This window comes from Gluconobacter sp. Dm-73, from assembly GCF_018256215.1.
GTDB classification, from domain to species: Bacteria; Pseudomonadota; Alphaproteobacteria; order Acetobacterales; family Acetobacteraceae; genus Gluconobacter; species Gluconobacter cadivus.
This window is the reverse complement of sequence record NZ_JAERLW010000003.1, coordinates 159,281-173,058: the sequence shown is the minus strand read 5'-3', so window position 1 is coordinate 173,058 and position 13,778 is coordinate 159,281. Positions and strand designations below refer to the sequence as shown.

Genomic DNA, 13,778 nt, shown 5'->3' with positions numbered 1-13,778 from the left:
CGGGTGTCGTCGGGAGCACTTTCCGGAGCGCTGCCGGGAGGAGGACTTCCGTCTGTAGCGGACACGCTGCCGTTGCAGGTAGGCATGGTCCTTGTCTGTGTGGCGCTCGCGGGATGGGTGCTGGCGGTCTGGCTCCTGCTGCGGCAGCCGCGCGTTCCGACGTCGCCTCCTGACGATTATCTGAAACCTGTCTCGCCAGCCGATCTGCCGGTCGATCCGCTGCCAGCGTGTGCTGTGGTTCTGGACGGGCTGGGAGCGATCGTGCAGGTCAATGAAGAGGCAGCGTCCCAGTTCGGGGAAACGGTGGGCGCGATCCTGCGTCATCCAGCGGCCCGCTCGGCCCTGTCTGCGGCTTTGCGCGTTCCGGCACCATCCGGCACAGCGGAGGGTAACAGCCGTGGCGACCTGCCGCCCGTTTGCTCCACGACGTTCACGCTTGATGTGCCGGTTCCGCGGACGCTTCATCTGATGCTGCGTCGTCTTCCGGGCGGCAAGGGGCAGGACAAGCGTGTTCTGGTCGTTCTGAACGATCATAGCGAGGCGCGGGCTGCGGACCGGACGCGAACGGACTTCGTGGCGCACGCCAGCCATGAATTGCGTACGCCGCTGGCGTCGCTGAGCGGATTTATCGACGCATTGCAGGGCGCGGCCGGGGAAAATCCGGTCATGCGACAGCAGTTTCTCGATATCATGCGTCAGCAATCCGAGCGGTTGAAGCGGCTGATCGACCGCCTTCTGTATCTGTCGCGCGTTCAGGCGCACGAGCATCAGCGCCCGCGCGATCTGGTGGATGTGGCGGATCTGATGGCGGTTGTGCTCGGGGAGGTCGCGCCGCGTTTCGAGCGGGAAGGACGCACGCTGACTCTCGAAATCGAAGACGACCTCATGGTGCGGGCCGACGAGGACGAAATGGTCCAGGTGCTGCTCAACCTGATCGAAAATGCCCTGCGCTATGGTGCAAAGGAAGACGAGCCCCTGACCATCACATTGTCGGCGCGGCGTGCTGTCATTCCCGATGATCGGTGGCCTGCGGATGGGGGCGTCATTCTGGGGATCGAGGACAATGGCTGCGGGATGGAGGCGCATCATCTGCCGCGCCTGACCGAGCGTTTCTATCGTGTGGGTGCGCCGACTGATGGAGCCGGGCAGGGGACGGGCCTGGGTCTGTCCATCGTGCGGCATATTCTTGACCGGCATGGCGGGCGTCTGCGGATTGCGAGCGCGCCGGGCAAGGGTACGACCTGTCTGGTCTGGCTGCCCGCTGCGGGGGCGACACTTGCGGTTTCGCTGGTGGAATGACAGTTTCTTTCTGAAACAATCAGAAGGTATTGTGACTGTGACAGTTTTCCGCAGTTTTCGCCGGGCCGGTCTGGCCGCTCTGCTGACGGGCAGCATGTTCACGCCGCTTCATGCGGCGGATGTTCCCGACACTATTCCTGCCTGGCTGAGCGACATTAATGGCGCGCAGGCGATGGCCTGGGTGAAGGATCAGAACGATCGTACCCTGCGCCTTCTGGGGCATGGTCCGCTTTACCAGAGCCTGTATGCGACGTCCCTGAAACTGCTTCAGACGCATGATCGCCTCGCCTCTCCCATCCAGATCGACGGGATGATCTATAATTTCTGGCGGGATGACCGACATCTGCGGGGTGTCCTGCGCCGGACGACACCGGATTCCTATGCGACCGATCATCCGGAATGGACTGTCGCGCTGGATCTGGATGCGCTGGCGGCGAAGGAAAAGCGTAACTGGGTTTATGGCGGGGTGGACTGCCTGCACAGCCAGCAGAATCTCTGCCTGCTGCACCTCTCCGACGGTGGCGAGGACGCCAAGACCGTGCGGGAATTCGATCTGCGGACTGGAAAATTCGTCGAGGGCGGGTTCAACCTTCCGCATGCCAAGCAGGATTCGAGCTGGCTGGACCGTGACACGCTTCTGGTCAGCTATCCCTGGACGTCTGCCGATGTGACGGAATCGTCCTACCCGTACATCGTGAAGCTTCTCAAGCGCGGCCAGTCCCTCGATCAGGCGCAGACGGTCTTCACCGGCAGCCGGAAGGACGTCGAAGTCGGACCGGAAGTGCTGCATGACGGCGCAGGACACCAGGTCACGCTGATCCGCGAAGGGCTGGATGCGTTTTCGTCGAAGCTGTTCCTGTATCGGGACGGTCAGGTGACGCAGGTCGCCATTCCCCTGAAGGCGGATGTTGCCGGGCTGTTCAATGGCCGGCTGGTGATCCAGCTTAAGGAAGACTGGAAGGTCGGGGCGCAGACCTTCCCACAGGGCAGCGTGGTGCTGGTCGATCCGGCTGCGGCAACGGTGGCACCCCAGCTTCTGGTGGCACCGACGGGCCGTCAGATGATTGAGGGGGCGTCCACGAGCCATGGCCATCTGATCGTCACGCTCTATGACAATGTGCGGGGCAAGATTTCGATCTACACGCCTGCGGGGGCGACCTTCACACACCGGGATCTGCCTCTGCCGCAGAACATGTCTGTTGAACTTGCCAGTACTGACGAAGACAGCCCGATGGCTTATGCCGTCTCGACCGGATTTCTAAGCCCCACCACGCTTTGGGAGATCAACAGCGATACGGCTTCGGTCCAGAAGCTCCATACGCTGCCAGCGCAGTTCGACGCCTCGAAGATGGCAGTGGAGCAGCAGGAGGTTCGCTCGAAAGACGGTACCAGCATTCCGTATTTCATCGTCCATCCCCGGGATATGACGCTGGATGGAACCAACCCGACACTGCTTTACGCTTATGGCGGGTTTGAAGTGCCGCTTTTCCCGTTCTATTCGGCCGGGATCGGCAATAACTGGCTGGCGCGCGGCGGGGTTTATGTTCTGGCGAATATCCGCGGCGGTGGAGAATTTGGACCGGCCTGGCACGATGCGGGTCTGAAGACCAATCGCCAGCGGATTTATGACGACTTTGCTGCCGTGGCGAAGGACCTGATGGACCGCAAAGTGACGTCGCCGCAGCATCTGGCGATTCAGGGCGGTTCCAATGGCGGTCTGCTGATGGGCGTGGAGTTCACGCAGCATCCGGATTTTTGGAAGGCCGTCGATATTGAAGTGCCGCTGCTGGATATGATGAACTACGAACACATGTCCGCTGGGGCGTCGTGGGTCGGGGAATATGGAACGGTCTCCATCCCCGAACAGAAGGCGTTCCTGCGCGGAATTTCGCCGCTTCAGAACCTCAGGCCCGATGTGAAATATCCCGTACCGTTCATTGAGACGACGACCAAGGATGATCGCGTCGGCCCGGTTCATGCACGGCGTTTCGCCTGGCGGATGAGCGAACTCAAACTGCCCTATTATTACTGGGAGCAGGTCGCGGGCGGTCATGGTTTCGGGGCCAGCCAGAAGGAAATCGCCCAGACGCAGGCACTCAGCTATGCGTATCTGTGGTCCGAACTGGGGCAGGCGAAATAAGTCTTCGCATCATGCGGACATGAAAAAGGGCGCTCAACAGAGCGCCCTTTTTTAATGCCAAAAGCCGGAAAAACGGAATCTCAGCCGTGGCGGCGGCTGCGGTCCAGCAGGCACCAGCCCCCGATCAGCACGGCGCCGATCAGCGGGATGGCGCCGATCGTGATCGTGCCGTCCGGGTAGTCGAAAGCCATCATGACCAGAACGAAGCCCAGAAAACCCAGCGTCGCCCATGTCGTATAAGGAGCGCCGGGCATGTTGAAGCCCGTTGGCATGATATCCCCGCGATTGATCGCGGCCCGCAGCCGGAGCTGGCACAGCAGGATGAAGCCCCATGTGCTGATGATACCCAGCGCCGAGAAATTCAGGACGATTTCAAACACACGGGACGGGATGAGATAGTTCAGCATCACGCCCACCAGATATACGGCCAGTGTGGTGAGAATGCCGACATAAGGCACGGAGCTTTTGTTCAGCTTGCTCAGGGCACGGGGGCCGGAGCCACCGAGAGACAGGGCGCGCAGCACCCGTCCCGTGGAGTACAGGCCGGAATTGAGGCTGGAAAGCGCCGCCGTCAGCACCACGATGTTCATGATGGTACCGATGCCCGGAATGCCAAGCGCCTGAAAGAACGTCACGAACGGGCTGATGCCGGCGTGATATTCGGTCCAGGGCAGCAGGCAGACCAGTAGGATAACCGAGCCGACATAGAACAGGGCAATGCGCCAGATCACGCTGTTGACAGCGCGCGGGAGGATTTCACGGGCATCCTCGCATTCGCCTGCGGCGGTACCCAGCAGTTCGATACCGGAATAGGCGAACACCACGCCCTGAAGCAGCATGAGGGCCGAAAACAGTCCATGCGGGAAGATACCGCCGTTTTCGGTAATCAGGTGAAAGCCTGTCGTGTGGCCGGCAACCGGCATGCGCGTGCCAAGAATGAGAGCGCCTGCAATCAGGAAAAGCGTTAGCGCTACGACTTTGATAAGGGAGAACCAGAACTCCATCTCGCCGAAGTAGCGCACACCGATCATGTTCATGGTGCCGACGATCGTCAGTGCTACAAGAGCGAAAACCCATTGTGGAATCGGCAGGAAAACCGCCCAGTAATGCATATAGAGGGCAACGGCCGTGATATCGACGATGCCGGTCATCGCCCAGTTCAGGAAGGACAGCCAGCCTGCCATGTAAGCGGCACGCTCACCGAGGAACTCGCGCGCATAGGTCACGAAGCTGCCGCTGGTCGGGCGATACATGACCAGTTCGCCCAGTGCGCGCAGGATCAGGAACGAAAAAACGCCGCAGACTGCGTAGATAATGGCAAGAGAGGGGCCAGCCATCTGAAGGCGTGAGCCTGCTCCAAGGAACAGTCCTGTACCAATGGCACCCCCGATAGCGATCATCTGGACATGACGGCGTCCGAGATCCTTGTGATAGCCTTCCTCGCTGATGGCCCCTGTCTGATGGGTCGGGGTGTGATCGGGAGCCGGGCTTGTCGTCATCTGCGCGTCCTGAGAAGTCGTCTGGAAGGGTGTTCGGTGAAGCTGAAAGGGCGTGACGAGAGGCGGAGGCCCGGTGGGCCTACGCTTCATGCGCGGCAGCTATGTGTCTCATGCATGGAAACATAGGCGAAAGTCGCCACATTGCCAACGCGGATTGATTGCATGGGTGAAACTGGGCTGCTGACTGTGCCGTCAATGCCCCGGCGGAACGGCCATGCAGGCCATTCCCTGTCCGGAAAGAGTTGAGCAGGCTTCGGCGGCTCCAACGCGGCTGATCCCTGTCAGGCGCGCGCGCCAGACAGTGGTGCCATGACTTGGTGTAGGGTGGACTTCGATTCGAGCAGACTGAAGCGGTGTGAAAGCTGCCTGCCGTGCCATGGTCGCGGCGAATCTCGCCTGTCCGATACTGCCAAAGGCCCCCACCTGAACGGCCCAGGACCCATAGCTTCCTGGCCGGTGATAGCCCACGACCACTGTGGTCGATTCCGTCGGTTGAACCGGAAGCGTATGCGGCGTCTGCATGACGGGAGGCGCAGGGAGAGGACGGGACGCGACCGTGGCAGAGGGCGGAGGGAGCTGAGAGGCCCCAACAGGCTGGATGGCACAGGGGACGTTCGGATCGTAGGCGTCGTCCGGATTGCAGGGCACGGCACTGGGAGCGGCGATCGGTTCTGCAATCGGTGTCTGGGCCGCAGCGCTCGTGACATGTCGGCTTGCCCAGACCTGCTCGACACTGCGCGAGGCCGTCACGACGGGCGCAGGAGTGCTCTGGGCCATTGGCAGTCCGGCATAGGAGGCTCCGGACTGGGAGGCGTTCAACTGATCGGCGCTGGCATAGGCGGCCAAGGGGCCTGTCATGGCAATCTGCGTGCCCAGATGAGGGGTGATGCTCGCAACGTAATTGACGGTTTCGTTGGGGAGTTGGCGTCCTTCGGAAAGGTACTCCTCAAGTCGCTGCGGCCCTGCATTGTAGGCCGCAAGAAAGGCCGGGGCTCCGTATTTTCTCGCGAGGATGCTGATATAGCCGGTGCCGGCCATGATGTTGTCATGAGGTTCGTAAGGGTCCGACCTCAAACCATAGCGCGAGCGCATGTCGGCGTAGGTCTGTGGCATGAGCTGCATCAGTCCCATGGCCCCGGAATGGGAGGTGATGGGCCGTCCGTCCAGAAACTGGTGGCCTCCCGATTCCTGATGGATGACGGCCCGGATCCAGTCCTGCGGAATCGAGAAGCGGCTGGCGGCCTGTAGGATGTAAGGCCGCCAGGGATCTCCGGCCGGTCCCGGTGCGCGGTAGGCCCCGCTTGAAGAATAATAGCGGTTATAAGGAGAACGCTGGGACGCGCAGCCTGCAAGGGCCGTGAGGCTCAGGATCATGGTTCCCGTCTGAAGGAAGACTTGCCTTTTCCTGAGCATCATAAACCCACTGTTAATCTTTTACGCAGATGATGAGCACTGTCCGAAAGAGAAGGCAGGCAAACGGTGACGACGGAGACTCCGGAAAACGAAACCCCGGTCAAGAAGGGGGGTAAGCGCAAGATCATCATCCTTGCAGTGCTCGCATGCCTGCTTCTGACGGGTGGTGGAGCCTTTGCATGGAAGCATTTTCATCACGCGGCAACCCCGGCCGCCAAGACTGCTGCCCAGCCCGTGAAATGGACGACCATCACCATCCCGACCATTCTCTCCAATCTCGACTCCGGATCTGATCGGACACGGTATGTCCGGATCGGCGCGCGGCTGGAGGTTGAAGACGGGAAGAATGCCGAAAATGTCGCCGCCCTGATGCCTCAGATTCAGGATGCTTTCCAGACCTGCCTGCATGGGATGCAGCCCTCGGAGCTTTCCGGAAGCGGCATCTATCGTTTGCGGGAAACAATGCTGGCCCAGATCACCAATATCGTGGCGCCTCTTCGGGTCAGGGATCTCTTTTTCGTAGAGGTGCTGGTTCAGTGAGCGACGACCAACAGGCCGACACCACGTTTGCAGATCAGGATCCCGGGATACCTGCGGCGGCTTTCCCGCTCGCCGGAAACGGATTTTCTGCTTTTGAACAAGGTAGCGATCAGGTTCTCAGCCAAGCCGAAATCGACAGCTTTTTTGGGAACGATTCGGCAGTCAGCGGCCCTTCGCACAGCAGCGGAATCGAACGTGTTGTCAGTACGTCTGGCATATCGTCCGAGCGCCTGCCCATGCTCGAAGTTGTTTTTGACCGTTTCACGCGGATCCTGACCACCAGCCTGCGGAATTTCACAAGCGACAATGTTGAAGCGTCCATGGACCGGCTGGGTTCCCAACGTTTTGGAGACTATCTCGAAAATGTTCCGGGGCAGGCCATGTTCGCGGTCTTCAAGGCGGAAGAATGGGACAACTACGGTATCATCGTACTGAGCTCTTCTCTGATCTACAGCATTGTCGATGCACTGCTCGGCGGCCATGTCCGAAACGATGGTCCGGCGATCGCCCGACAGACGGGCCGACATCACACAGCCATTGAACGCGCCCTGATCGAGCCTATGGTCAGAATTATTCTTGATGATCTGGAAACAAGTTTCAGCCCGCTCTGTGCGGTCAATTTTCATTTCGAGCGTCTCGAAATGAACTCACGTTTCGCAATGATCTGCCGGGCCGGGAACGGTGTGATTACCGCACGGTTCGGCATTGATATGGAAGGTCGCGGCGGGGACGTAGACGTTGTTCTGCCGCACGCTACACTCGAGCCGGTTCGGGACATTCTGCTTCAGCAGTTCATGGGAGAGAAATTCGGCCATGACGGGATGTGGGAGAGCCATCTGGCGGAGGAGCTCTGGCAAACGGATCTGACCCTCGATGCCGTTCTGGAGGAGCAAACCGTGGGTCTGAAAGAAATCATGAAGCTCGCCCCGGGAGATCAACTGGTTCTCCGCCGAAAACCTGACGCTCCCGTCACTCTGCGGTGTGGTGAACATGTTCTTTTTAAAGGGCGTGTCGGGCGAAAGCAGGGACAGGTGGCCGTCAAGATTGAAGAAGTTCTTAACCAGAAACCCGGTACTGATCGTGCCGCATCCTATAGCTGATCGGAGCATATTTCATGGACAGATTTCAGCTTGGGATCGAAATTGCCCTTTCAGTGCTGCTTCTGGTGACTATTTTTTACAGCCTTTATCTGGGGCGGGCCCTGTCCGTGCTGCGGCGTGACCGGGGTCAGCTCGACGCCCTGATTTCCAGCCTTCAGTCCAGCAGTGCTCAGGCTCAGTCCGGCATTGATCATCTGCGTCAGACCACGGAACTCGTAGGTCGTGCTCTGGGTAAGACGGTTGAGTCCGGCAAGAGCCTGAAACGGGACCTGGCTATGCTCTGTGAGCGCTCAGAAACTCTTGCCCAGCAGTTGGAATCCCTGCTGCCCGCCGGGCGTGTCGCAGCTAAAGCCGCGCCTCGGGTTGAAGAAATGCCTGAAGAAACGTCGTTTCGTTCAGCGCTTCGTCTGAAGCCGGAGGAAGTGCGGACGATGAAGCCCAGTGGCAGCAAGAGCGCGGCCGAGCGTGAGCTTCTGCGCGCTCTGCGTCAGAAGCAGGGATAACTAGGGCATGTTTTTCCGTATTCTACATCTCGCCTGCGGCCTGATGATTGTTCTTCTCGGGGTTAAGGTTTACGCGATTGCGGGCGATCTGATGGGCGATACAGACACCCCATCGTCCGCTCTGACCACTGTCGCCATGGCTCAACCTCAACCTGTTGTGCCTGTAGTGGCGCCTCCTCAGGTTCAGCCTCCCAAGCCTGCTGAAACCGTTCCTTCTGCCACTGTGGCTTCTCCGAAAACCGATGATCTGTGTGCCAAAGGGGGATGCAAGGGGCCTGCACCCGCAGATGTGCCTTCTTTGGTCCAGCCAGCTGATCCTGCTCTTGCTGAGCAACTTGCTTCACGGGAGAAAGAACTGGATCGCCGGGATGCGGCTCTGAATGACCGTCAACGTCTTGTTGATGCTGCTGAGGAAGAACTCCAGCGCCGCATGACTGCGCTGGAAAATTCCCGAACTGCGCTTGAAAGCAGCGAGCAACATACGGACCAGTTGCGGAACGATGACGCGGATCGGCTCGTCAAAATCTATCAGACGATGAGGCCGGAAGATGCTGCTGCGATCTTCAACATTCTTGATTTGCGCGTTGGTGTGGCGCTCCTCAACAGGATGAACCCTCGCAAGGCTTCAGCCATCATGGAAGCAATGTCGCCTCAGCGCGCCATTCTGGCGACGCAGCTGTTGGCAAATTCCCACGCACGACCTGTCTCCCGGATGGGTGGCAACGGATGAAAAGGGCGATCCTGGCCGCAGTTCTGGGTTTTTCTTCCTTTGGAGGAGAAGTCGCCGCGCAGACCAGAACGTCCAGTGTAAAATCCGGACCAGAGAAAGGCCATGTCAGTCCTGCAACAGATGAGAAGCTGTTGCCTGCTGGATGGTCGTTTCTGAACGATCCTGCACCGCTTTTCCCGCACCCGGAAAAAGCGATGCAGGAGAAACGGATTTCGGCCGATTCTGCTCCGCTATCCGAACCTCGGCCTCAAGTTGTGAATGCGCCTCCCGTAGCGTCCATGCAAATTCCCGACGCGACCGGGCTCTGGCTGCCGCTTGGAGAACTGACGCCTGTCGCAGCCTTTCGGAACGGCCAGAATATCGTCCTTGTGGCGGCCGGACGGCATGCTCTTGATACGGCAGGCCTGTCTGGCGTCGGGCCTTTCACGTCCGTCTCCAGCAGACTTCTCCCTGATGTAACGGTTATCACCATCGGAGTGTCTGATGATCGTGATCCGGTTTTGCGTCCTGTGGGGGCGGGGTGGACGGTTTCGATCGCTTCTGACGTAAAGCCTCAGGCTGATATGCTGCTGGGGCAGGACGGAAACGCATTGACGTTCACATCGCCTGTTCAGGATGGGTTGCCACAGGTCGTGGCACTGGATGATCCGGCTTCGGGTCGGAGGCTGCTGCTGGGAATGACGCGATCGGGACGTATCGAACAGCCCATGCGCCGTCAGGGAAGCGGCTTTGCAGTTCGAAGCAGTCTGATGGGTGTGGTGGTTGCGGCTGATTCTGACGAGATCGAATTGCGTCAGGCGGCAGGAAAGCTGGTTCTGGATACGATGGGGCCGGGCAGTTTTCCTTTGATGGCGTCCAACCGGCTTCAACCCTATGGCTCCTCCCTGAGTGGCGTCAGTCTGGGAGCCGGAGCACCAGAAGAACTTCGCGAGGCGCTTAGAAGGAGTGTGAATGCTGCCGCTCTGGCTTCGTCGGCTGACCGGTTTGAGGCTCGTATGCGGGTTGCTCAGGCGGCAGCGCGCGCGGGAAATGGACCGCTTCTGGGCGAAGTCATGCAGGTGGCGTTGCAGGACTGGCCGGAAGGTGCGGAAAAACCTGAGACGCGCCGGTTGCAACAGATTTCGGCCGTGCTTAACCAGCGCGAAGTCTCATCCTATCTGACTGAAGATGGAGGGAGTACTCCTGAGGATCAGCTCTGGCGTGGAATGATGCGTATGCTTATGCCGTCCGCCAGTCGGGCTGGGCAGACTGCATCAGGGACGCTGGAAAGCGACCATAGCCATACGGCGGACCTGATTGCGACTGGCTTGCCTGTTCTTCAGGCATATGCGGCCCCTTTGCGAGACCGTCTCATGCCGTCTGCCGCCCAGTGGGTGGCGCGATATGGCAATGAAAACGCGACGAAAATTCTTGAGCAGTTTCCAGATGAGCCGCAGGTGGCTCTTGCGAAAGCGCTTCTGGCGGCTCGCCGGAATGCACCGGATGCAGAAGAGAAGCTGAAGGCGCTGTCACATGAAACGTCGCCCCTGGTCTGGCCGGTGGCGCGAGAAGCGCTGCTTCGACAGGCATTGGACAGAAAAACCCTGCCGTCGCAGGCTGTGGCCGATCAGGTTGATGGCATTCTGCCGGCACTTCGGATCGCGGGTCGGGAAAAGAATGCCCGGCTTTTGCAGATTGAGGCGCTGATGAAGGGTGGCAATCTCGCAGGTGCTGCTGCGGCGATTCAGGAATGGAATCGCCTCTATCCTGACGATAGGTCCGAGGTTGAGTCCCAGAAGGCGGATATCATCCGCCGTATGGCGCAGGCGCCTTCTTCAGGGGGAAGGCAGAATATGGATGAAGTTGCGTTTCTGAAGGATGCGCTGAACGGAGCTTCAGAGAACGTTCCCTTACAGCGGGATATTCTCGATGGTCTGGCGCGTCGTTATGAAGCCATGGGGCTGCCGGATCAGGAACGGGATGCTCTGAGGAAACTTGTGGACCTTCAGAGTGGTGCGCAGGGTATGGCGGTCCGGACCCGGTTGGCTAGGCTTGAACTCGATATGGGAGATGCCAAGGCAGCACGGCAGGATCTCTCGGCGTTTGCCGAAGGCTCTCCTGATGCGGCGCTGGCTCTGCCGGGAGGGAGCAGCAGTCAGTCCGTGGAGGTTGCGCTTTTGCGTGCGCAGATTGCGCTGGCCGATCATCGTTCGGATGAAGCAGCGGGCGAGCTTGCCACTATTCGGGATCCGCGAGCCTGGACGCTGAGGGCCCAGATGGCTGAAAAGGCAGGGGAGTGGTCCCGGGCGGTGGAGGCCCTGACGCCCATGCTGGACGCGCTGCCCGGGGCTGGCGAGGCGGCGAAGGTGCCGCTTTCTCCTGACCAGCAGGCTCTCATTCTTCGGATTGGCGGAGATGCGTCCAGAGCGCAGGATCAGCAGACGCTCAGAAATCTTCAGACCCGGTTTGGTCCGTCGATGAAAGGGACAGCTTCTGAAGGTGTTTTCAGTCTGTTGACAGGGAGCAAGGATGGCGCCGCGACGCCACCCGTCTCGGCTGGTGGTTAATGCCCTTTCGGGGGAGGGGGGACGGGACGATGTCCTTCGAGAAAAACCCTGATGCCGTAAGCCATGAATTCCTCGAGCTTTTCTTTTGAACGGCTCGGTTTGCAATGTGTGAGGCGTCCCAGTGTCGGGCCGCCGAGTGTCATGCCGAAAAGGAGGTCCGAGGCTTCTGTGATGTCGGGAATGTCCAGTCTGCCTGCTTCGGACTGAATGGTCATCCAGTTCTGAATGGGCAGAACGCGCCCCGAGAGCTGAAACAGATCTGCGACCAGTTGCCGGACAGCGGGGTTGCGGCTCGTTTCCGTAATGACGGAGCGCAGCAGGCTCAGACGCTCATCACAGAACATGCAGGCAGCAATACTGGTCATGAGGCCCAGAAGCTGTTTTTCCATGGAGTCTGTGGGGACGGGCGTGTAGTTTATGGGAGCGAACAGCCGCTCGAGGATCAGCGTTTCGAACAGGACCTGTTTGGAGTCGAAAAACTGGTAGAGAGTTTTTTTGGACATTCCCGAGCAGGACGCGATGCTGTCCATCGACGTGGCGTGATAGCCATGGGTGATCAGGACCGAACTGGCGGCGTCGAGAATCCGGTTGCGTCTTTCCGCTTCGTCGAGCTGCGCTGGGCGGCCACAGCAGGACTGTTTCCGGTCTTCGGACTGGCTGCTCGACTGACTGGGCAAGATGAACTCCGATATTATTTCACAGACCGAATTGACGTCTGTCAAAGAAACCCGCTAGTTTCCGTCCTCGCGGGAAACTAGCGGGTTTCTGTATCACAGGATAGCGGCCGTATCATGCCTTCTTTTCAGAAAATGTCTTTGAATTGTTCTGCTGCCCTGTCTCCGGTCGGTTCGTGGGGTGGGAGGGGCAGTTTTCTGGTGCCGCTTCTGGCGCTCCCGCTGCTGGTGGCAGGGTGTCAGAAAAAAACGCCCCCTCCCCAGATGCCGCCCCAGCCTGTCGATGTGGTCACGCTCAAGACCCAGCCGGTCACGCTTGAGACGTCCCTGCCGGGACGGACGGATGCTTACGAACAGGCGCAGATCCGTCCGCAGGTGAATGGTGTCATTGTCTCGCGTGATTTCGAGCAGGGTGCGGACGTCAAGGCTGGGCAGCAGCTTTTCCAGATCTACATCGCGCCTTATCAGGCCGCTTACGACCAGGCAAAGGCGCAGCTGCTGAACGCACAGGCCGTGTCGGCGCGGGCAGACGGGCAGCTCAAGCGGTATCGTCCGCTGGTGGCGGTTCATGCTGTGAGTTCGCAGGATTTCGATAATACGCTGGCAACGGCGCGTGAGGCCGAGGCCCAGGTGGCACAGGCGAAGGCAGCGCTGGAAGCGGCGGCTGTCAATCTGAATTACACGCATGTTCGTGCGCCCATCAGTGGGCGTATTGGTCGTACGCTTTATACGGCGGGTGCGCTTCTGACGGCGGGGCAGACCCAGCCGGTTGCGGTTGTGACACGGCTCGACCCGATTTACGTGGACGTCAATCTGGCCGCCACCGACATGTTGCGCCTGAAGCGTGAACTGGCGGATGGGCAGCTGGAGCGGAATGGCACGGATGCGGCGGTCGGTCTGCGGCTGGAAGACAACACCGAATATCCGGTGCGAGGAAAGCTCCAGCTTTCCGAAGTCACGGTTGATCCGGCAACCGGAACGCTCGTCATGCGTGCCGTTTTCCCGAACCCTGATCATCTGCTTCTGCCGGGCATGTTCGTGAATGCCCACATTCAGGAAGGCATTGATCCGCACGGTATGCTGGTGCCGCAGGTTGCGGTGGCACGGGATGCCAAGGGCAATCCTTATGTCATGGTCGTGGACGGCGAGAACAAGGTCAGCCAGCGTTCCATTCAGGTCCTGCGGACGGTCGGCGAGTCCTGGCTCGTTTCGGACGGTCTGAAGGCAGGCGAGAAGGTGATGGTGAGCGGCCTGCAGAAAGTGCAGCCGGGTGCGAAAGTATCGCCTCATGAAGCGCCGCCCGCAGCACCTGCGGGAAAGGCGGAGTAACCCCG

Annotated in this window: 11 protein-coding genes; 8 read left to right on the top strand and 3 right to left on the bottom strand. The window is 59.7% G+C overall.

Annotated elements, in window-relative coordinates:
- The first annotated feature begins 3 nt into the window (after positions 1–3).
- Together JK176_RS04145 and JK176_RS04140 are read left to right on the top strand one after the other, a co-directional pair.
- Positions 4–1,299, top strand: coding sequence for an ATP-binding protein (locus tag JK176_RS04145; RefSeq protein WP_349291900.1), 1,296 nt, complete (start codon positions 4–6; stop codon positions 1,297–1,299).
- A gap of 31 nt (positions 1,300–1,330) precedes the next feature.
- Complete coding sequence (locus JK176_RS04140; RefSeq protein ID WP_349291899.1) at positions 1,331–3,439, top strand: prolyl oligopeptidase family serine peptidase; 2,109 nt, start codon at positions 1,331–1,333, stop codon at positions 3,437–3,439.
- An 80-nt stretch (positions 3,440–3,519) separates the two neighbouring features.
- Here JK176_RS04140 and JK176_RS04135 read toward each other — a convergent pair whose 3' ends face one another.
- Together JK176_RS04135 and JK176_RS04130 are read right to left on the bottom strand one after the other, a co-directional pair.
- Positions 3,520–4,938 carry an amino acid permease gene (locus JK176_RS04135; RefSeq protein WP_211586541.1) on the bottom strand — a complete coding sequence of 473 codons (1,419 nt, stop codon included), beginning with the start codon at positions 4,936–4,938 and terminating at the stop codon, positions 3,520–3,522.
- A 192-nt stretch (positions 4,939–5,130) separates the two neighbouring features.
- Positions 5,131–6,312: a transglycosylase SLT domain-containing protein gene (locus JK176_RS04130; RefSeq protein ID WP_408874180.1), complete on the bottom strand. Its 1,182-nt coding sequence runs from the start codon at positions 6,310–6,312 to the stop codon at positions 5,131–5,133.
- A 105-nt stretch (positions 6,313–6,417) separates the two neighbouring features.
- Here JK176_RS04130 and JK176_RS04125 point away from each other — a divergent pair, with 105 nt between their 5' ends.
- From JK176_RS04125 to JK176_RS04105, 5 genes are read left to right on the top strand one after another with little or no spacing between them, the layout of a single operon-like run.
- Positions 6,418–6,891 carry a flagellar basal body-associated FliL family protein gene (locus JK176_RS04125; RefSeq protein WP_194261257.1) on the top strand — a complete coding sequence of 158 codons (474 nt, stop codon included), beginning with the start codon at positions 6,418–6,420 and terminating at the stop codon, positions 6,889–6,891.
- Entirely contained in the window at positions 6,888–7,991 is a 1,104-nt protein-coding gene (gene fliM, locus JK176_RS04120; protein ID WP_211575193.1) for a flagellar motor switch protein FliM, read from the top strand. The genes JK176_RS04125 and fliM overlap by 4 nt, the downstream gene beginning before the upstream one ends.
- A 14-nt stretch (positions 7,992–8,005) precedes the next feature.
- On the top strand, positions 8,006–8,494 hold the full coding sequence (locus JK176_RS04115) for a DUF6468 domain-containing protein (RefSeq protein WP_211586538.1): 489 nt from the start codon (positions 8,006–8,008) through the stop codon (positions 8,492–8,494).
- A 7-nt stretch (positions 8,495–8,501) separates the two neighbouring features.
- Positions 8,502–9,224 carry a MotE family protein gene (locus tag JK176_RS04110; RefSeq protein WP_211586536.1) on the top strand — a complete coding sequence of 241 codons (723 nt, stop codon included), beginning with the start codon at positions 8,502–8,504 and terminating at the stop codon, positions 9,222–9,224.
- Positions 9,221–11,770, top strand: coding sequence for a lipopolysaccharide assembly protein LapB (locus JK176_RS04105; protein ID WP_211586534.1), 2,550 nt, complete (start codon positions 9,221–9,223; stop codon positions 11,768–11,770). The genes JK176_RS04110 and JK176_RS04105 overlap by 4 nt, the downstream gene beginning before the upstream one ends.
- On the opposite strand, the gene JK176_RS04100 is transcribed toward JK176_RS04105, so the two are convergent.
- On the bottom strand, positions 11,767–12,447 hold the full coding sequence (locus JK176_RS04100) for a TetR/AcrR family transcriptional regulator (RefSeq protein WP_249194184.1): 681 nt from the start codon (positions 12,445–12,447) through the stop codon (positions 11,767–11,769). The genes JK176_RS04105 and JK176_RS04100 overlap by 4 nt on opposite strands.
- Before the next feature lie 114 nt (positions 12,448–12,561).
- Here JK176_RS04100 and JK176_RS04095 point away from each other — a divergent pair, with 114 nt between their 5' ends.
- Positions 12,562–13,773 carry an efflux RND transporter periplasmic adaptor subunit gene (locus JK176_RS04095; RefSeq protein WP_211586532.1) on the top strand — a complete coding sequence of 404 codons (1,212 nt, stop codon included), beginning with the start codon at positions 12,562–12,564 and terminating at the stop codon, positions 13,771–13,773.
- Positions 13,774–13,778: the final 5 nt, after the last annotated feature.

What these genes read in the sequence shown, in the direction of transcription:
- JK176_RS04135 (WP_211586541.1), bottom strand. Translation starts at nt 4,938, where the DNA reads ATGACGACAAGCCCGGCTCCCGATCACACCCCGACCCATCAGACAGGG.
- JK176_RS04130 (WP_408874180.1), bottom strand. Translation starts at nt 6,312, where the DNA reads ATGATCCTGAGCCTCACGGCCCTTGCAGGCTGCGCGTCCCAGCGTTCT.
- JK176_RS04115 (WP_211586538.1), top strand. Translation starts at nt 8,006, where the DNA reads ATGGACAGATTTCAGCTTGGGATCGAAATTGCCCTTTCAGTGCTGCTT.
- JK176_RS04110 (WP_211586536.1), top strand. Translation starts at nt 8,502, where the DNA reads ATGTTTTTCCGTATTCTACATCTCGCCTGCGGCCTGATGATTGTTCTT.
- JK176_RS04105 (WP_211586534.1), top strand. Translation starts at nt 9,221, where the DNA reads ATGAAAAGGGCGATCCTGGCCGCAGTTCTGGGTTTTTCTTCCTTTGGA.
- JK176_RS04095 (WP_211586532.1), top strand. Translation starts at nt 12,562, where the DNA reads ATGCCTTCTTTTCAGAAAATGTCTTTGAATTGTTCTGCTGCCCTGTCT.